Source organism: Lysinibacillus sp. GJ-1 (assembly GCF_021166035.1).
Taxonomy (GTDB): domain Bacteria; phylum Bacillota; class Bacilli; order Bacillales_A; family Planococcaceae; genus Lysinibacillus; species Lysinibacillus sphaericus.
In genome coordinates, this window is record NZ_CP088912.1 from 1,567,627 (window position 1) to 1,584,175 (window position 16,549).

Below are 16,549 nucleotides of genomic sequence, written 5' to 3' on the forward strand. Positions count from 1 at the left end.
ATGCGTGTACCAGTAGCGACAACATCACATCAGTATGAAGTAGTGCTTGGGCATAATTTTTTAGCTGAAGCAGTCAAAACATTTGACGATAAACTGCAAAAAGCAGATAAACTCATTGTTTTTACAGATGCCAATGTGTGGGCTGCCCAAGGGGAATATTTTTAGGGCCATTTCCCATATGACTTTGAGGTCTTTGTGCTACCGGGTGGTGAAGCTTGTAAAACTTTTGGGCAATACAATGCAGCACAAACTTTCTTACTTGAACAAAAATGTTCACGAAAATCATTTATTTTTGCCTTTGGTGGCGGAGCAGTTGGCGATTTAACAGGGTTTGTTGCAGCTACCTATATGCGAGGAGTACCGTTTATTCAAATCCCAACGACGATTTTAGCACATGACTCAGCAGTGGGAGGTAAAACAGCTATCAATCATCCACTAGGCAAAAATATGATTGGTGCTTTCTACCAGCCTGAAGGGGTAATATACGATACGCTCTTTATTGAGAGTTTGCCAGAGCGTGAGGTGCGTTCGGGAACAGCTGAAGTCATAAAACATGCGATGATTTCAAGTGCTTCCTGGCTACAGCAATTAATGGCGGCTGAATCAGTCATTCATTTTAGTACAACGGAATTGGCTCAACAGCTAAAGGCTGGCATTGAGGTAAAGGCGAAAATTGTGTCTGAAGATGAAACGGAACAATCTGTGCGCAAATATTTAAACTTAGGTCATACATATGGCCATGCTATTGAAGCAGCAGCAGGTTATGGGAAAGTCGCACATGGTGAGGCAGTGATGATTGGTCTTGTGTATTGTCTTTTACTGAGTGAGCGATATGGTAAGCTGGATCGTGACTTTACAACAGCATTTTTACATTTTGCTGTAAAAAACGGCTATCCTTTCGAAGCGGTGAATGATTATTCATTTGAACAGTTAACAACATATTTATTAAAAGATAAAAAAGCGGAATATGGTGTATTACAATTTGTCCTGCTAGAAGAAATTGGGAAACCTTTTGTGCGACCAATTGAGTTAGCAGAATGCAAAGAAATAGATGCAGAATTCCGCCAATTATTAGCGGAGGTGCTTGGATGATTCGTGGTTTAAGAGGCGCAATTACAATTGAATTGGACAAGCCAGAGCTTGTATGGGATGAGACAGCTAGATTAGTACGTGAAGTAGTAGCAGTAAACGGTGTTGCGGTAGAGGATATTGCCTCTATTGTCATTTCGACAACGCCGGATATTACATCAGCGTTTCCAGCGCGTGCTGTTAGGTTAATGGAAGGCTGGCAGTATGTTCCTGTCATGTGTATGCATGAAATGGACGTGCCTGGAGCTTTGCCATTATGCATTCGCGTGTTAATTCATGCGAATGTCGAAATGGCGCAAAAAGATGTAAAGCATATTTATTTAAATGATGCAATCAAATTAAGACCAGATTTAGCCCAAGCTAAATAATAAGAGGAGATGTTTGAGATGAAATGGAAACAACAATTGGACGGGATGCAAGCATATAAGCCAGGTAAACCAATTGAAGAAGTACAACGTGAATTTGGCTTACAAGAAGTCGTAAAGTTAGCATCAAATGAAAACCCATTTGGTTGCTCCCCTAAGGTAACAGCATATTTACACAATAGTGCAGTAAACCATGCATTATATCCAGACGGCTATGCGCAAAACTTACGTACAACTGTAGCAAATCATGTAGGTGTCAAGGAAACACAGCTTCTTTTTGGCAATGGCTCAGATGATATTATTGCGATTCTTACTCGTGCGCTGTTGTATCCAGGTGTGAATACAATCATGGCAGATCCATCATTCTCACAATATGCTCATAATGCTGAAATTGAAGGCGCAGAAGTTCGTAAAATTCCTTGTATTGATGGCGCACATGACTTGGATGCTATGGCGGCAGCAATTGACGAGCATACTTCAATTGTGTGGGTATGTAGCCCGAACAATCCAACAGGTGTTGTCATTGCAGATACGGATTTACGAGCGTTTTTAGCGAAAGTACCAAGCGATGTACTGGTCGTGTTAGATGAAGCGTATATCGAATATGTGACACACCCTGGTCATAAAGAAACACTACCATTAATTAACGAGTATCCAAACGTACTATTAATGCGCACATTCTCAAAAGCATACGGTCTTGCTTCCTTCCGAGTAGGCTACGCAATTGGTCAACCTGAAGTCATTGCTAAACTAGATCCAGTGCGTGCACCGTTTAACAATACGATTTTAAGCCAAGCAGTTGCGGCGATTGCATTAAATGATCAAGACTATATTAAAAATTGCTGTAAAGCAAATGAACTAGGTAAAAAGCAATATGTTGATTTTTGTGAAAAGCATAATTTGAAATACTACCCATCTGATACGAACTTTATTTTATTTGATACGAAAGCTAATAGTGATGTTGTTTTTCAGGAACTTATGAAGCGCGGGTTTATTATTCGCAGTGGGAACGCTTTAGGTGCCCCTGGTTTTATTCGTGTAACTATTGGTACTGAAGCGCAAAATGCGGCGTTGTTACAGCATCTTGAAGCCGTGTTACAAGAACAAGGAGTTTTTGCATGACACGCAAAGTTCTTGTAATTGGTTTAGGCTTAATTGGAGGCTCGATTGCTCTTGCTTTACAAAAAGCACCTAACACAAAAATTATAGGCTATGATATGGACGAAACAACACGTGAACATGCTAAAACATTAAATATTGTTCATGACATTGTGACAAATCCACAAGATGTTGCAGCAGAAGTTGATATCATTATATTTGGGACTCCTGTTAACGCTACACTTGAGTGGATGGAACAATTAAAAACATGGCCGTTAAAAAATAAAGTGATTGTAACAGATACAGGTAGCACGAAAAAAATGATTATGCAAAAAGCTGGGGAGTTACGTGAATTAGGTATTACCTTTATCGGTGGACACCCGATGGCAGGGTCTCATAAAAGTGGTGTTTTAGCGGCAAAGGCTCATCTTTTTGAAAATGCGTACTATATGTTAACACCACTAGCGGGTGAAGAAATTATTAATATGGCCCAGCTTGAAAGTCTATTGAAATTCACTCATGCCAAAGTTGTTAGTGTATCTGCACGTGAGCACGATCATATGACAGCCGTAGTTAGCCATTTCCCGCATGTTATTGCGGCATCTCTTGTGCATCAATTAGGCGGAGAAAATGGTGAGTATCCGATGACACGCTCACTGGCAGCAGGGGGCTTCCGTGATGTCACGCGTATTGCATCATCTAATCCGATATTATGGCGTGATATTACACTACAAAATCGTGATGAATTAGTAGCCCAGCTTGAGGGATGGCAATCCGAAATGAATCGTGTGAAGGAGCTTTTACTAAATGGAAGCTCTGCTGATATTGAAAACTATTTTGCAATTGCTAAGGAGCTTCGTGATGAATTACCAATTAGTGCTGGGGCAATGTTTACGTCGTTTGATTTGTATGTCGATGTTCCTGACTACCCAGGGGTAATTTCTGAAGTAACAGGTTTACTTGCAGATGAAAAAATTAGTATTACTAATTTACGTATCGTAGAATCTCGCGAAGATGTCTTCGGTATACTTGTCATTAGTTTACAAAGTGAAAGTGATCGTGAGCGTGCAGCTGCATGTATTCAACAGCGTGCAAAATTTGAAACATATATTTCATAGGTAAGTGCATTCACGTTAAGAACAGACGTTGGATTACTAATAATGAAGAAAGCGTCGATATATCGGCGCTTTCTATCTTCATATGGAGGCGGGAGATAACGATGAGTGAAAAAGTATTACAGTATCATAAACCATCATTACAAGGACACTTAACAATCCCAGGTGATAAATCAGTGTCACATCGTTCAGTTATGTTTGGCGCTATCGCAACAGGGAAAACAACGGTGGATGGCTTTCTACTTGGAGAGGATTGTTTAAGCACAATTGATTGCTTCCGCAAGCTTGGCGTCAAAATTGATGTGGACGGTACAAATGTAACAATTGAAAGTGCAGGAATGGAAGCATGGCAAGAGCCTAGCGAAGTGCTTTATACAGGGAACTCCGGTACAACGACTCGCTTAATGCTTGGCATTCTAGCAGGCTCTAACGTACATTCTGTAATGACAGGGGATGCATCAATTGGGAAGCGTCCGATGCGACGTGTCATCGATCCACTACGTCAAATGGGTGCTCATATTACGGGACGTGCAGATGGACAATATACACCTCTTGCCATACAGGGTACAACGCTACAAGCGATAGACTACCAAATGCCTGTTGCGAGTGCACAAGTGAAATCTGCTATTTTACTAGCAGGTTTACGTGCGCAAGGCACAACAGTAGTGCGCGAAACGGAAATTTCTCGCGATCATACAGAGCGCATGTTACGTCAATTTGGGGCACAACTAACTGTGGAGGAAGGCGTTATCTCATTTGAAGGTGGACAAACACTATTAGGAACACATGTGTCGGTACCAGGAGATATTTCTTCCGCAGCATTTTTCTTAGTGGCGGGTGCTATTTGCCAAAATAGTAAAGTTGTTTTAGAAAATGTGGGCATTAACCCAACGCGTGATGGGGTTATTGAAGTGCTTCGAAATATGGGGGCGTCGATGACAGTAGTGCCAAATGAAGAAGATCAATTTGAGCCAACAGCAACTATTACAATTGAAACGTCTACATTAAAAGGGACAATTATTGAAGGCGATATAATTCCACGACTAATCGATGAAATTCCGATTCTTGCACTTTTAGCAACACAAGCACATGGTACAACCATTATTAAAGACGCTGAGGAGCTTAAGGTTAAAGAGACAGATCGGATTACGGCTGTGGTGGATGAACTACAAAAACTTGGTGCACGTATTGAAGCAACTGAGGATGGCATGGTGATTGAAGTGCCAACGCCATTACAAGGGGCTAGCCTAAAAACATACGGAGACCACCGTATCGGTATGATGGGCGCTGTGGCAGCTTTAATTACGAATGGTGCAGTGACATTAGATGATGCGGAATGCATCGCTGTATCCTACCCATCGTTTTTCGAGCATGTTGAAACTGTGAAGAAATAGTCTGCAAGTGTATGCTTTCATCTATTGCCATTCTCTATCGTTTAAATTTCTTACATGATAGTTTAGTTGATGTAGCAGTTGGCTGTAATTCTAGTATTTTACAGTAGGTTGTCAATTAATACAGGCAGTAATAATGTAAAAGTATTTTTAATCAAACAAGACAGTAGACAAATGCGTCATTCTTTGGGTTGTCTAAAGTCTGGACTCCCCAATCCTTTTGGGGAGTTTTTTCTTGTTTCGAAAGAAAATATTTTGTAGCATAAAGATATACAAGAAAGAATAGGTGAATGACTGTGAATAATGCGATGACTGAAATGATGCAAGCACTTGAGCAAGGGGATTTAGCTTTAATAGACCAGCTACTCGAATCTTTTTTAATGAAGGAGTTACCTGAGGAAATTTACGCACTGGCGGAAGTTTTTATGCAATATGGGTATATGAAAGAAGCGGACCGTGTACTGGAGCATTTGCAATTTTTATTCCCTGAAGAGGCACAATTAAAAATTGATCGTGCCAATGTTTTAATGGAGCTTGGTGATGAGGACGAGGCGTTAGACATGTTGTTAGCAGTCGAAGATACCGCTCCAGAGTACCCGCAAGCATTACTAGTGCTAGCTGATTATTATCAAATGCAAGGGTTATTTGAGGTAGCAGAAAAGCGCATTAATGAAGCGCTAGCCATCTTACCTGATGAGCCACTACTACAATTTGCTAAAGCCGAGCTGTTATTTGAGACAGGACGTTTTCTAGAGGCCGCACGCCTTTATGAAGAATTACATGAACAGCAGGAAGACTTTGCAGGTATCAGTCTCGTTGAACGATTAGCTGAAGTATATCGTGCAGGCGCTGCCTATGAAACAGCTTTAGACTATTATTTAGCAGCACTTGAGGACGAAGTGAAGCCAGATATTTTATTTGGCGCAGCATACGCTGCATTCCAATCACAAAAATATGAAATGGCGATTAAACAATTAGAGGACTTAAAGGAATTGGATCCTGATTATTTCTCTGCTTATTTATTGCTTGCGGAAAGTTATGCTATGACGGAAGACAATAAAAAAGCATATGCTGCCATTAAAGAAGGTTTAAAGCGTGATGAGTACGACAAATCATTATTCTTATTCGCAGGTAAAATGGCATTAAAAAATGCATTGCCAAATGAAGCTGAAAGTTATTTACGTGAAGCGATTGCCTTGGATCCTGAATATATGGAGGCAGTATTAACACTTATCTCTATACTGACACAGCAAGAACGTTTTGAAGATGTTGTTGAATTATTTGAGACATTGCAAAAAAATGATTTTGAGTGGAACACTTTATACCCTTACGCTGCCGACGCATATGCAAATTTAGAATTGTACGACCGTGCATACGAATTTTACCGTTTGGCATATACTGATTTTAAGGAAGACGCAGCATTTTTAGAGAAATATGTTTATTTCTTATTAGAAGAAGGCAAGCGTTCAGAGGTTAAAGAGGTAATCGGTCATTTAATCAAGCTTCAGCCAGGTGAACCACAATGGCAAGAGATGTTAGAAGGCTTAGAATTAGAGTAAAGGAGGGAGTGGGTATGACTGCTTCTGTATCAGTTGTCGATAAAAAAGCATTTGTTCGCTGGTTTTTGAAAAATTACCAATTAAAACGTCGTGAGTGTGTATGGATTTTAAATTACTTATTAAGTAATGATGAGTTGTTAAAACGAATACGGTTTGTAGAAGAAGCACACTATTGTCCTAGAGCAATGGTGATGTCTACAGTAGACTCAACAGGTGTACCATTTCGTTTTTATAAAGGCAATGTGATGACAGCCGATGCCGAGAAATCTTTCCATGACTTACGTTTACATGAGCAAGAAGATATGTATATACAATTGAACTTTCCAAATATACCGCCAAGTGCACAATACTTAGCAGTTCTTGAAGAAAACCCTTATATGCCAGAAACATTGATTGTTAGTGAAAAGGATCGTTTACTGGCTGAAGAGTTACTTTCCAATAGTTTACTCGTATTCCAAGAAGAAAAATTACTTGCGCAAATTGATGAAGCTCTAGATAAGGGCGATGAAGAACGATTTTATGAATTGTCTAATTTGTTACAAGTTTTAAAGGAAACTGCTAATTTACAATAATCTCAAGCCGAATAGGTAAAAATTGAATGCCCTTTCTCCACCTCTATATGGTAACATGACTAGTGAATGATTGTTTTCACTTTTTATTGGTTATCCTATTAAAGAGTGGAAAAGGGCATTTTTATTTTGTAATCGTAAGGAGGGTTGTTGGATGTATTTTAATGCAAACGATGTAACATCTTTTTTAGCGCAGAAGGATTTTATCGATACAGCGATTGTACCACTCGTAGGGATCGATTTTGCTGCTGAAAAGTTGAAGCAAAGTGGCGCAGAAGCAGATTACTTATTATCGTTAACGGCTTTTATTGAACAACAGTTTAAAGGACGTTTACTAGTGATGCCACCATTTTCATATAGTACGACCTTGAAAGACGAAGAATTGCCAGCGCAATTAGAAGCACAATTACATACTGCTGGTTTTAAGCATGTGTTCTTCATTACTTGTGACCATTTTTGGACAAATATTGGAGATGTAGTAAATATAATTTGGTTGCCAGCTATTCCGTTAGAATCCATGGATAAAGGCGTGAAAAACACCATTCTCGAAGATCAGTTACGGCAAGTAATCCCTATATTTTCGACTAAATGGTCACAAATTTAGCAATTTGTTTCAATAAATGTTCACATTCTCCAGGTTTCCACAGAATGCTATATTGACCAAGCTATGGACTTGATATATCATAGATATGTCCTAGTATTACTATTTGTAAAAGTATGTCCGTTGGACTGACCTTTAAAGTTAGAGGGGGGAAAAGGATGAGTAACAATCGAGTTTCACGTCGTCAATTTCTAAGCTACACACTTACTGGTGTTGGCGGATTTATGGCGGCAGGTATGTTGATGCCAATGGTTCGTTTTGCAATTGACCCAGTCTTACAAAAGCATGAAGGTGGGGATTTTATCAAAACCGAACATAAAGTCGCCGACATTACTGAACAGCCAATTAAAGTTGACTTTACTTTTGAACAAGTTGACGCATGGTACAAATCTAACGTTACAAACGTAGCTTGGGTTTACAAAAGTGGCGACCAAATAATTGCTCTATCACCAGTTTGTAAGCATTTAGGTTGTATGGTGGACTGGGGTGGCGATAAAGCACACCCAGATCAATTCTTCTGTCCTTGTCATGCAGGGCGTTACGAGAAAAACGGGGCAAACATTGCAGGTACACCACCTCTAGGTCCGTTGGATGAATTTGAAGTACAAGAAAAAGATGGTTATTTAATGATTGGTCCAGCAAGAGCAAATACTCTAGTTTAATTTGTAAGGGGGTACGAATTCAGTGCTAAATAAAATTTATGATTGGGTCGATGAACGATTAGATATTACACCAATTTGGCGTGATATTGCCGACCACGAAGTGCCAGAGCACGTGAACCCTGCACACCATTTTTCAGCATTCGTTTACTGCTTTGGTGGATTAACATTTTTCATCACAGTAATTCAAATTCTTTCTGGTATGTTCTTAACAATGTACTATGTACCAGACGTCGTGAATGCCTGGAAGTCAGTTTATTATTTACAAAACGAAGTAGCATTTGGTGAAATCGTGCGCGGTATGCACCACTGGGGAGCCTCATTAGTAATTGTAATGATGTTCTTACATACGCTTCGTGTATTCTTCACAGGGTCTTATAAGAAACCTCGTGAGTTAAACTGGATGGTTGGTGTAGGTATTTTTGGAGTAATGATGGGTCTTGGTTTTACAGGATACCTATTACCATGGGATATGAAAGCATTATTCGCTACTAAAGTAGGTATCGAAATTGCAGCATCTGTACCGTTTATCGGTTCGATGATTAAAGTATTATTAGCGGGTGACAGTACTATTCTTGGTGCTCAAACGTTAACACGATTCTTTGCGATTCATGTATTCTTCTTGCCTGCAGTATTGTTTGGGTTACTTGCAGCACACTTTATCATGATTCGTCGTCAAGGAATTTCAGGGCCGTTGTAATACTTCTTGACGGTTCGATGATTTTTTAAAGGAGGGGACACTATGCATCGCGGAAAAGGAATGAAATTTGTCGGCGATTCTCGTATCAAAGCGAATCACAGAATGCCGAACGTTCCAAAGGATTATTCCGAATATCCAGGTAAAACTGAAGCTTTCTGACCGAACTTCTTACTAAAAGAATGGATGGTAGGTGCTGTTTTCTTAATCGGTTATTTACTGTTAACAGTCGCTCACCCATCTCCACTTGAAGGGCCAGCTGATCCAACAAGAGCATACACGCCATTACCGGACTGGTACTTCTTATTCATGTACCAACTCTTAAAATACTCATTTGCTTCTGGTCCATATAATGTTATCGGAGCAATTGTCATTCCAGGTCTAGCATTTGGAGCGCTATTATTAATGCCATTTTTAGATAAGAGTCCAGAACGCCGTCCGTCTAAACGTCCGTTACCAACTGCGTTTATGTTATTAACATTGGCTGCTATGTTCTATTTAACTTGGGAGTCAGTTGTTAATCATGACTGGGAAGCTCAAAAAATTCAAGGTGCTATCGTGGAAACTGTAGAGTTCGATAAAGGCTCAGAAGGTTACCAAATCTATGCCGGCTCTGCATGTATTACATGTCACGGTGAAGGCTTAGAAGGTGGTGCTGGTGCGCCAACACTTATGAACACTGGCTTAACAGCTGATGAAATAATTGACATCGCACACAATGGTACGCCTAGCGGTAAAATGCCAGCAGGTCTATGGACAGGATCTGATGAAGATCTTCAAAAGCTTGCTGAGTTTATCGAAAGCTTAAAAGCTGAATAATTTCAAAAAGAGTCAGGAAACTGACTCTTTTTTTCTAGTTTTTATCAAAATTATATGGATGTTTACGATATACTTAATAAGGCACAGCTTTGAAAGGAAACTACGATATGACATAGTGGACTAAGAAGCGCAGCCGTCACATCATACATAAAAATCGAGGAAAAAGACATCTTAGAATAGACGGATAGTAAAGGAGTTTTAATCATGCAAATAACGCCTGCAAACATTTGGTATCTCCTTACGCATAAAACATTTTTAATCATTTTACTGCTTATTAACTTGTTAGGAACCATTTACGGCTATTACTGGTATGGTTGGCAACTTGCGATAACAAAGCCCATTTTTTATATTTTTGTACCAGATAGTCCCACTGCTAGTTTATTTTTTTGTTTTGTGCTGCTGGCATGGATTTTAGGAAAACGATGGCCATTGATGGAAGTATTAGCGCTTGTGACATTGGTTAAATATGGTATCTGGGCGGATGTGATGAATCTTTGGACGCTAGTTGAAACGGGCTATATAGGCTGGCAAGGTTGGATGCTGATTGCTTCACATTTTGCGATGGCTGTCCAAGGTGTTCTTTATATCGGTAAATATGTATTTTCATATTGGCATGTTGCTTTTGCTGCGGTATGGACTTTGCACAATGATGTCATTGACTATGTATTTGGACAAATGCCAATGTACCGTGATTTAGCAGACTATACAAGTATCATTGGCTATTTTACATTTTGGTTATCAATTGCTTGTATTTTTATCGCCATTTTCTCAATTAGGTGGCGCAAATATTTGCCCAATTAGGGAAATCTCTATAGAATTATAGTATCGAGATAGAAAGGGGTTAGAAAATTGTCAACAAGCATGTATATTGTTTATTTTGCGATTATTATGCTGCTGCCATTGTACGCACAGATGAAGGTAAAAGGTACGTATAAAAAGTTTGCAAAGGAACGTACCATGAAGGGACAAACTGGTGCTGAGGTAGCTAGGGCGATCTTAGATGCGAACGGTTTGTACGATGTGCGAGTTGTGCCAACCCAAGGTGTGTTATCTGATCACTACAATCCTGCGACAAAAACAGTCGCATTATCAGAAAGCAATTTCTATGAAGCAAGTGTTGCTGGCGCAGCAGTTGCTGCCCATGAAGTAGGTCATGCTATTCAGCATAAAGAGGCATATTCAATGCTTACTTTACGTAGTAAGCTTGTACCAGTTGCAAATATTTCATCAAACGCATCTTGGATATTCGTTATGATTGGTATTTTTTCTGGATTATCAAACATGTTATTACTAGGTATTGTCCTATTAGCAGCAGGCGTAGTGTTCCAATTAGTTACGCTACCAGTTGAATTCGATGCATCGAAGCGTGCATTAGTGCAAATGAATTCCCTTGGTATTATTACCAATGAAGAAGAACGCCCTGCACGTAAAGTGTTAAGTGCCGCTGCGTTAACTTATGTGGCAGCAGCAGCAGTAGCTGTATTAGAATTATTACGTTTAATATTAATATTTACAAATATGCGTAGTGACGACTAAAAAACTTGTTATAGTGGGTTAACCACTATAACAAGTTTTTTTAATTTATTTACATAGCTAGTATTTTAGAATCTATTTAATCTGCGCTACTGCAATATGTGAACCTTAATGTAAAGGTTGCTTTTGATCGTCCAGCGTAAAGCCTTCTCCCGCAACATCCCGAACTTCTGAAATAGAGACAAAAGCATGCGGATCGACCTCATGAATAATCGATTTTAAGCGTACAACTTCATTGCGTCCAACAACGCAGTAAATTACTTCTTTTGCTTGTTTTGTAAAGTGACCGTGACCTTCTAAAATCGTGACACCTCGTTCCATGCGCAAAGTAATCATATCCGCTATCGCACTAGATTTTTCTGAAATAATGAGTGCGCCACGCCCTGAATAGGCGCCATCCTGTACAAAATCAATAACACGAGCACCTACGAATACAGCGACAAGCGTGTACATCATTGAACGTGCATCTAAAAATGTTAGCCAAGATAATAAAATAACAATGGCATCGAATATAAACATGGTTTTCCCCATACTCCAGCCTAGATATTTATGTCCGAGACGTGCTAATATATCCACACCACCAGTTGTACCTCCGAAGCGGAACACAATTCCTAGTCCAAGTCCAACGAAGATACCGGCAAACAATGCCACGAGAAATAAATCATCCTCTAAGTGAATAGTGAATTGGTATTTCTGGAAAATTTTCAGGAAAATTGATACTGAAATGGTACCAATTAATGTGTAAATAAAAGATTTTTTACCTAGTAAGCGCCAACCTAAAATAAACATTGGAATATTCAACAGTAAATTAAGTAATGCGGGGTCCCAACCTAGTGTAAAATAGAGAACAAGGGTAATTCCGCTAAAACCGCCTTCACCTAAATGATTTTGCATATTAAAGTGTACAAAACCAAAGCTAAAAATGGCTGCTCCGAGCATTATTGCGATAATATTACGTATTTTAATCTGTTTAAACATAAGACCTCCTGTAGTTCTTAGCTATGAAGTAGTGGATTCTATTATCTGTCATTTTATTGTTTTTGACAACAATGGTGTAAATTTTATACGATGGTAATTAGGAGTGTGATATTAGATGACAGAACAGATTACGATGCAAGCCTTGCAAAAACGTGTGGATGATTACATTGGGCAATTTAAGGAAGGTTATTTCCCACCTTTTGAACTACTCGCACGTTTAACGGAAGAGCTTGGAGAACTGTCGCGCGAAGTGCAGGACGTTTACGGTCAAAAAAAGAAAAAGAGCACAGAAGAAACGAATAGTATTGAAGAAGAACTAGGTGACTTTTTCTTTGTTTTAGTATGCTTTGCAAATGCACAAGGTATAAAATTAGATGAGGCACTGTTGCGTGTCATACATAAATTTGAGACGAGAGATAAGGATCGCTGGACAAGAAAGGAAGAGGAATAATGTCGATTCGTGTAGCCATTGCAGGCCAAGAGGAAAAATGGGAGCAGAAGCTGTACATACAGTCATGAAACATGCCAAAATGGAGTTAGTAGCTGTACTAGATTATAAAGAGGTTGGTCATACATTAGCTGATTTAGAAATGTTCCCAGCAAGCTATACAGCACCAATATTTACAGATATGCATGAACTAGTAGAGGCAAAGGCCCCTGATGTTTTAGTCGATTTAACGAATCCACATGCAGTATATCATCATACAAAAGAAGCATTAAATTTAAATGTACGACCAGTGATTGGTACAACAGGTTTTACAGATGCACAACTAGAAGAATTATCAGCACTTGCGAATGAGAAGGAGTTAGGTTGTATTATTGCACCAAACTTTGCGATTGGCGCGATTCTGATGATGAAATTTGCTAAAGAAGCAGCAAAATATTTACCTGATGTAGAAATCATTGAGATGCACCATGACCAGAAGTTAGATGCACCATCTGGTACAGGGGTTAAAACAGCACAAATGATCCAAGAGGTGCGTGCACAAAAAATGCAAGGTCATCCAGAGGAGAAAGAAACGATTGAAGGAGCAAGAGGAGCAGATTTTGATGGCATGCGCATTCATTCTGTTCGCTTACCTGGTTTAGTGGCACACCAGCAAGTATTATTTGGAGGAGACGGCCAACTGTTAACAATCCGTCATGACTCATTAAATCGTAATTCCTTTATGTCTGGCGTTGCTTTTTGTGTAGAAGAAGTTATGAAAATGGATCAGCTCGTTTATGGTTTAGAAAACATCATCTAAAGAACGGATGGAATACTTATGAAAATTGCATTGATTGCACATGATCGCAAAAAAGATAATCTAGTACAGTTTGCTATTGCTTACCGCGATATTTTAAATGAGCATACGCTTTATGCTACAGGTACAACAGGGCAACGTGTGATGGAAGCTACGAGCTTAGAAATTACACGTTTTCGCTCAGGTCCTCTTGGAGGAGACCAACAAATTGGCGCTATGATTGCCAATAATGATATGGACATGGTGATTTTCTTCCGTGATCCATTAACAGCACAACCACATGAGCCAGATGTTTCTGCACTTATCCGTCTTTGTGATGTTTACCAAGTGCCACTGGCAACAAATATGGGAACTGCAGAAATATTACTAAAAGGCCTACAAGAAGGCTTTGTGGATTGGAGACTGATTCAAGAAAGACGAGACTAAAAGACGTGATTTTAGAAAGGATGATCATCGAATGAGAAAGCTAAAAATCGGCATTACCTGTTATCCAACTGTTGGAGGCTCTGGTGTGATTGCAACAGAATTAGGAAAAATGCTTGCAGAGAGAGGACACGAAATACATTTCATCACCTCCAGCGTACCATTTCGATTGAATAAAATTTATCCGACCGTCTTTTTCCATGAAGTAGAAGTAAACAATTATTCAGTATTTCAGTATTCGCCGTATGATATTGCATTAGCGAGTAAAATGGCGGACGTGATTAAAGATGAAGGGCTAGATGTACTCCATGTACATTATGCTATCCCACATGCTGTATGTGCGGTGCTAGCCCGAGAAATGAGTGGGCAAAATATAGGTATTGTGACAACGCTACACGGCACAGATATTTCCGTGCTTGGACAGGATTCAACGCTTTCACAAGCTATTAAATACGGCATTGATAAATCTGATATTGTCACAGCAGTATCACAGTCACTCAAAGAACAAACTTACAAACTAATTGATACAGTAAAACCAATTGAAACAATTTATAACTTTGTAGATGAGCGTGAATATCGTCCACTTGACGCTGGTAACTTAAAAGAACAGTTTGGTATTCAAGCTGATGAAAAAGTTATCATTCATGTGTCAAATTTCCGTAAAATTAAAAACCTTCCTCATATTGTCGATGCCTTTATGAAAATCCGCGCTAATATGAAAGCGAAACTATTGTTAGTAGGAGATGGACCTGAAAAGCATCGTGTGATGGACCAAGTAAAGGAAAGTCCATATGTGAAGGATGTTTTATTTTTAGGCAAGCAAGAAAATTTAGCTGAATTATACGCTATTAGTGATTTAAAGCTATTACTGTCTCAACAGGAATCTTTTGGCCTTGTACTGCTAGAAGCAATGGCTTGTGGTGTGCCATGTATCGGTTCGAACGTTGGTGGAATACCAGAAGTCATTGATCATGGTGTCGATGGCTACTTAGTAGAATTAGGCGATACAGATGCAGTAGCTGAGTATGCTGTAGAATTATTAAATGATGAAGATAAATTACTTCGTTTCCGTGAAGCAGCAATGCGCGCAGTCAATGAAAAATTCCATTCATCTAAAATTGTCGAGCAGTATGAACAACTGTATGAAAAGGTAGCGGAAATAAACCATGCAAAACACTAAAGAATGGCAAGCAGCCTTCACAGTTATTGAGCAATTGGAGGAGGCTGGCTTTGAAGCAGTTGTCGTAGGTGGCGCTGTGCGAGATGCAATTTTAAATCGTCCTGCACATGATGTTGACGTAGCGACAAATGCATTGCCACAAGAAGTTAAAACTGTTTTTAATCGTACCGTTGATATCGGTATTCAACATGGAACTGTACTTGTCATTGTGCCAGAAGAGTATGTTGAAGTAACAACTTATCGCACAGATGGAGAGTATACAGATCATCGAAGACCTGAGGAAGTTCATTTTGTACGTTCCTTGAAAGAAGATTTACAGCGTCGTGATTTTACGATGAATGCTATAGCCATGCGTAGAGATGGGTCATTTGTTGATTTTTACGGTGGACAACGTGATATTGAGGCTAGCGTGATTCGAGCTGTAGGGGAGGCGAAGGTGCGCTTTGCCGAGGATGCCTTACGAATGTTAAGAGCTGTGCGATTTTCAGCACAGCTTGGCTTTTCGATTGAAGCGGCTACCCTTCAGGCAATGCAGCAAAAAGCCCCCGATATTGCATGGGTTGCCAAAGAGCGCATGAAGGCTGAACTTGATAAGCTATGGCTAGGAAAAGATGTATATAATGGCATTAAAAAGCTTGAAGAAAGTGGACTTGTGTCTTATTTACAAGGGGATTTCCAAGTAGACCATTGGCGTGGTTTTGCTGTAGAAAATGCAACTTGCGGTTGGGCGTATTTTGCTCTTGGACAAAAAGAAAATTGGCAGGAAGTGTTGCGTGCTTATCGTTTATCGAATAAGGAAATGGCATTTGTGAAGGCTGTTTTAAGTGCGTTCCATGCCTTACAGAATGGCTGGACGAGCATGGACTATTTTACGTATTCGCTTGAGGAGCTTGAAACAGCACACTACTTTGCACAATTGAAAGAGCAAGTTACCATTTCGCAGCACAGTATACGTGAAGTGCAGGCAAGATTACCAATAAGAAATCGCCAAGAGCTTGTAGTCAATGGAATGGATTTACTACAATGGTCTGAACAAAAACGTGGTCCATGGTTAAAAGAAGCGTTGCAAAGGATTCTAACGGCTGTTGTTAACGGGGAGCTAATAAATGAGCGAAACCACATAAAGGATTGGTTTGAGCGTGCGTATGTCCATAAAGGATGAATCATTGTTGATATAAAGTAAATTAAGCAAGTGACAACAAGTGACCATGAAAATACGTCATTAAAAG

General features: G+C 39.5%; 16 protein-coding genes and 3 pseudogenes. 18 read left to right on the forward strand and 1 reads right to left on the reverse strand.

Annotation, left to right across the window (positions count from 1 at the left end):
- From aroB to LO754_RS07385, 13 genes and pseudogenes are all read left to right on the forward strand, one after another.
- Nucleotides 1–1,092, forward strand: a pseudogene (aroB, locus tag LO754_RS07325) (3-dehydroquinate synthase).
- Nucleotides 1,089–1,457 carry a chorismate mutase gene (gene aroH / locus LO754_RS07330; protein ID WP_024364270.1) on the forward strand — a complete coding sequence of 123 codons (369 nt, stop codon included), beginning with the start codon at nucleotides 1,089–1,091 and terminating at the stop codon, nucleotides 1,455–1,457. The pseudogene aroB and the gene aroH overlap by 4 nt, the downstream one beginning before the upstream one ends.
- Before the next feature lie 18 nt (nucleotides 1,458–1,475).
- Nucleotides 1,476–2,576 (forward strand): histidinol-phosphate transaminase, encoded by a 1,101-nt coding sequence (gene hisC / locus LO754_RS07335; protein ID WP_024364269.1) that lies wholly within the window; start codon nucleotides 1,476–1,478, stop codon nucleotides 2,574–2,576.
- Nucleotides 2,573–3,670: a prephenate dehydrogenase gene (locus LO754_RS07340; protein WP_025219078.1), complete on the forward strand. Its 1,098-nt coding sequence runs from the start codon at nucleotides 2,573–2,575 to the stop codon at nucleotides 3,668–3,670. Before hisC ends, LO754_RS07340 begins: the two co-directional genes overlap by 4 nt.
- A gap of 101 nt (nucleotides 3,671–3,771) precedes the next feature.
- The gene (gene aroA, locus LO754_RS07345; RefSeq protein WP_231785908.1) at nucleotides 3,772–5,061 is read left to right on the forward strand and encodes a 3-phosphoshikimate 1-carboxyvinyltransferase; all 1,290 of its coding nucleotides are present in this window, start codon (nucleotides 3,772–3,774) and stop codon (nucleotides 5,059–5,061) included.
- Nucleotides 5,062–5,348: 287 nt separating this feature from the next.
- Nucleotides 5,349–6,617, forward strand: a complete 1,269-nt coding sequence (locus LO754_RS07350; RefSeq protein WP_029747404.1) for a tetratricopeptide repeat protein — start codon at nucleotides 5,349–5,351, stop codon at nucleotides 6,615–6,617.
- Nucleotides 6,618–6,631: 14 nt separating this feature from the next.
- On the forward strand, nucleotides 6,632–7,189 hold the full coding sequence (locus tag LO754_RS07355) for a ReoY family proteolytic degradation factor (RefSeq protein WP_024364265.1): 558 nt from the start codon (nucleotides 6,632–6,634) through the stop codon (nucleotides 7,187–7,189).
- 151 nt (nucleotides 7,190–7,340) lie between these two features.
- A complete protein-coding gene (locus LO754_RS07360; protein WP_231785909.1) occupies nucleotides 7,341–7,790 on the forward strand; it encodes a DUF2487 family protein in 450 nt (149 codons plus the stop codon).
- Nucleotides 7,791–7,945: 155 nt separating this feature from the next.
- Nucleotides 7,946–8,449 carry a QcrA and Rieske domain-containing protein gene (locus LO754_RS07365; protein WP_024364263.1) on the forward strand — a complete coding sequence of 168 codons (504 nt, stop codon included), beginning with the start codon at nucleotides 7,946–7,948 and terminating at the stop codon, nucleotides 8,447–8,449.
- 22 nt (nucleotides 8,450–8,471) lie between these two features.
- Nucleotides 8,472–9,146 carry a menaquinol-cytochrome c reductase cytochrome b subunit gene (gene qcrB, locus LO754_RS07370; protein ID WP_024364262.1) on the forward strand — a complete coding sequence of 225 codons (675 nt, stop codon included), beginning with the start codon at nucleotides 8,472–8,474 and terminating at the stop codon, nucleotides 9,144–9,146.
- A 42-nt stretch (nucleotides 9,147–9,188) separates the two neighbouring features.
- Nucleotides 9,189–9,962, forward strand: a pseudogene (locus LO754_RS07375) (c-type cytochrome).
- 204 nt (nucleotides 9,963–10,166) lie between these two features.
- A complete protein-coding gene (lhaT, locus tag LO754_RS07380; protein WP_025219081.1) occupies nucleotides 10,167–10,763 on the forward strand; it encodes a lipoprotein heptaprenylglyceryl N-acetyltransferase LhaT in 597 nt (198 codons plus the stop codon).
- Nucleotides 10,764–10,823: 60 nt separating this feature from the next.
- Nucleotides 10,824–11,498: a zinc metallopeptidase gene (locus LO754_RS07385; RefSeq protein WP_024364259.1), complete on the forward strand. Its 675-nt coding sequence runs from the start codon at nucleotides 10,824–10,826 to the stop codon at nucleotides 11,496–11,498.
- Nucleotides 11,499–11,603: 105 nt separating this feature from the next.
- Here LO754_RS07385 and LO754_RS07390 read toward each other — a convergent pair whose 3' ends face one another.
- Nucleotides 11,604–12,473: a YitT family protein gene (locus LO754_RS07390; RefSeq protein ID WP_024364258.1), complete on the reverse strand. Its 870-nt coding sequence runs from the start codon at nucleotides 12,471–12,473 to the stop codon at nucleotides 11,604–11,606.
- Between the two features lie 115 nt (nucleotides 12,474–12,588).
- On the opposite strand from LO754_RS07390, the gene LO754_RS07395 reads away from it, so the two are divergent.
- The 5 genes and pseudogenes from LO754_RS07395 to LO754_RS07415 all read left to right on the forward strand — a co-directional run bounded on the left by LO754_RS07395 (nucleotide 12,589) and on the right by LO754_RS07415 (nucleotide 16,482).
- Nucleotides 12,589–12,924: a nucleotide pyrophosphohydrolase gene (locus LO754_RS07395; protein ID WP_024364257.1), complete on the forward strand. Its 336-nt coding sequence runs from the start codon at nucleotides 12,589–12,591 to the stop codon at nucleotides 12,922–12,924.
- Nucleotides 12,924–13,720, forward strand: a pseudogene (dapB, locus tag LO754_RS07400) (4-hydroxy-tetrahydrodipicolinate reductase). The gene LO754_RS07395 and the pseudogene dapB overlap by 1 nt, the downstream one beginning before the upstream one ends.
- Before the next feature lie 18 nt (nucleotides 13,721–13,738).
- Nucleotides 13,739–14,143: a methylglyoxal synthase gene (mgsA, locus tag LO754_RS07405; RefSeq protein ID WP_024364255.1), complete on the forward strand. Its 405-nt coding sequence runs from the start codon at nucleotides 13,739–13,741 to the stop codon at nucleotides 14,141–14,143.
- A gap of 31 nt (nucleotides 14,144–14,174) precedes the next feature.
- On the forward strand, nucleotides 14,175–15,320 hold the full coding sequence (gene bshA / locus LO754_RS07410) for an N-acetyl-alpha-D-glucosaminyl L-malate synthase BshA (protein WP_024364254.1): 1,146 nt from the start codon (nucleotides 14,175–14,177) through the stop codon (nucleotides 15,318–15,320).
- Entirely contained in the window at nucleotides 15,307–16,482 is a 1,176-nt protein-coding gene (locus LO754_RS07415) for a CCA tRNA nucleotidyltransferase (RefSeq protein WP_231785911.1), read from the forward strand. Before bshA ends, LO754_RS07415 begins: the two co-directional genes overlap by 14 nt.
- Nucleotides 16,483–16,549: the final 67 nt, after the last annotated feature.

What these genes read in the sequence shown, in the direction of transcription:
- aroH (WP_024364270.1), top strand. Translation starts at nt 1,089, where the DNA reads ATGATTCGTGGTTTAAGAGGCGCAATTACAATTGAATTGGACAAGCCA.
- hisC (WP_024364269.1), top strand. Translation starts at nt 1,476, where the DNA reads ATGAAATGGAAACAACAATTGGACGGGATGCAAGCATATAAGCCAGGT.
- LO754_RS07340 (WP_025219078.1), top strand. Translation starts at nt 2,573, where the DNA reads ATGACACGCAAAGTTCTTGTAATTGGTTTAGGCTTAATTGGAGGCTCG.
- aroA (WP_231785908.1), top strand. Translation starts at nt 3,772, where the DNA reads ATGAGTGAAAAAGTATTACAGTATCATAAACCATCATTACAAGGACAC.
- LO754_RS07350 (WP_029747404.1), top strand. Translation starts at nt 5,349, where the DNA reads ATGACTGTGAATAATGCGATGACTGAAATGATGCAAGCACTTGAGCAA.
- LO754_RS07355 (WP_024364265.1), top strand. Translation starts at nt 6,632, where the DNA reads ATGACTGCTTCTGTATCAGTTGTCGATAAAAAAGCATTTGTTCGCTGG.
- LO754_RS07360 (WP_231785909.1), top strand. Translation starts at nt 7,341, where the DNA reads ATGTATTTTAATGCAAACGATGTAACATCTTTTTTAGCGCAGAAGGAT.
- LO754_RS07365 (WP_024364263.1), top strand. Translation starts at nt 7,946, where the DNA reads ATGAGTAACAATCGAGTTTCACGTCGTCAATTTCTAAGCTACACACTT.
- lhaT (WP_025219081.1), top strand. Translation starts at nt 10,167, where the DNA reads ATGCAAATAACGCCTGCAAACATTTGGTATCTCCTTACGCATAAAACA.
- LO754_RS07385 (WP_024364259.1), top strand. Translation starts at nt 10,824, where the DNA reads ATGTATATTGTTTATTTTGCGATTATTATGCTGCTGCCATTGTACGCA.
- LO754_RS07390 (WP_024364258.1), bottom strand. Translation starts at nt 12,473, where the DNA reads ATGTTTAAACAGATTAAAATACGTAATATTATCGCAATAATGCTCGGA.
- LO754_RS07395 (WP_024364257.1), top strand. Translation starts at nt 12,589, where the DNA reads ATGACAGAACAGATTACGATGCAAGCCTTGCAAAAACGTGTGGATGAT.
- mgsA (WP_024364255.1), top strand. Translation starts at nt 13,739, where the DNA reads ATGAAAATTGCATTGATTGCACATGATCGCAAAAAAGATAATCTAGTA.
- bshA (WP_024364254.1), top strand. Translation starts at nt 14,175, where the DNA reads ATGAGAAAGCTAAAAATCGGCATTACCTGTTATCCAACTGTTGGAGGC.
- LO754_RS07415 (WP_231785911.1), top strand. Translation starts at nt 15,307, where the DNA reads ATGCAAAACACTAAAGAATGGCAAGCAGCCTTCACAGTTATTGAGCAA.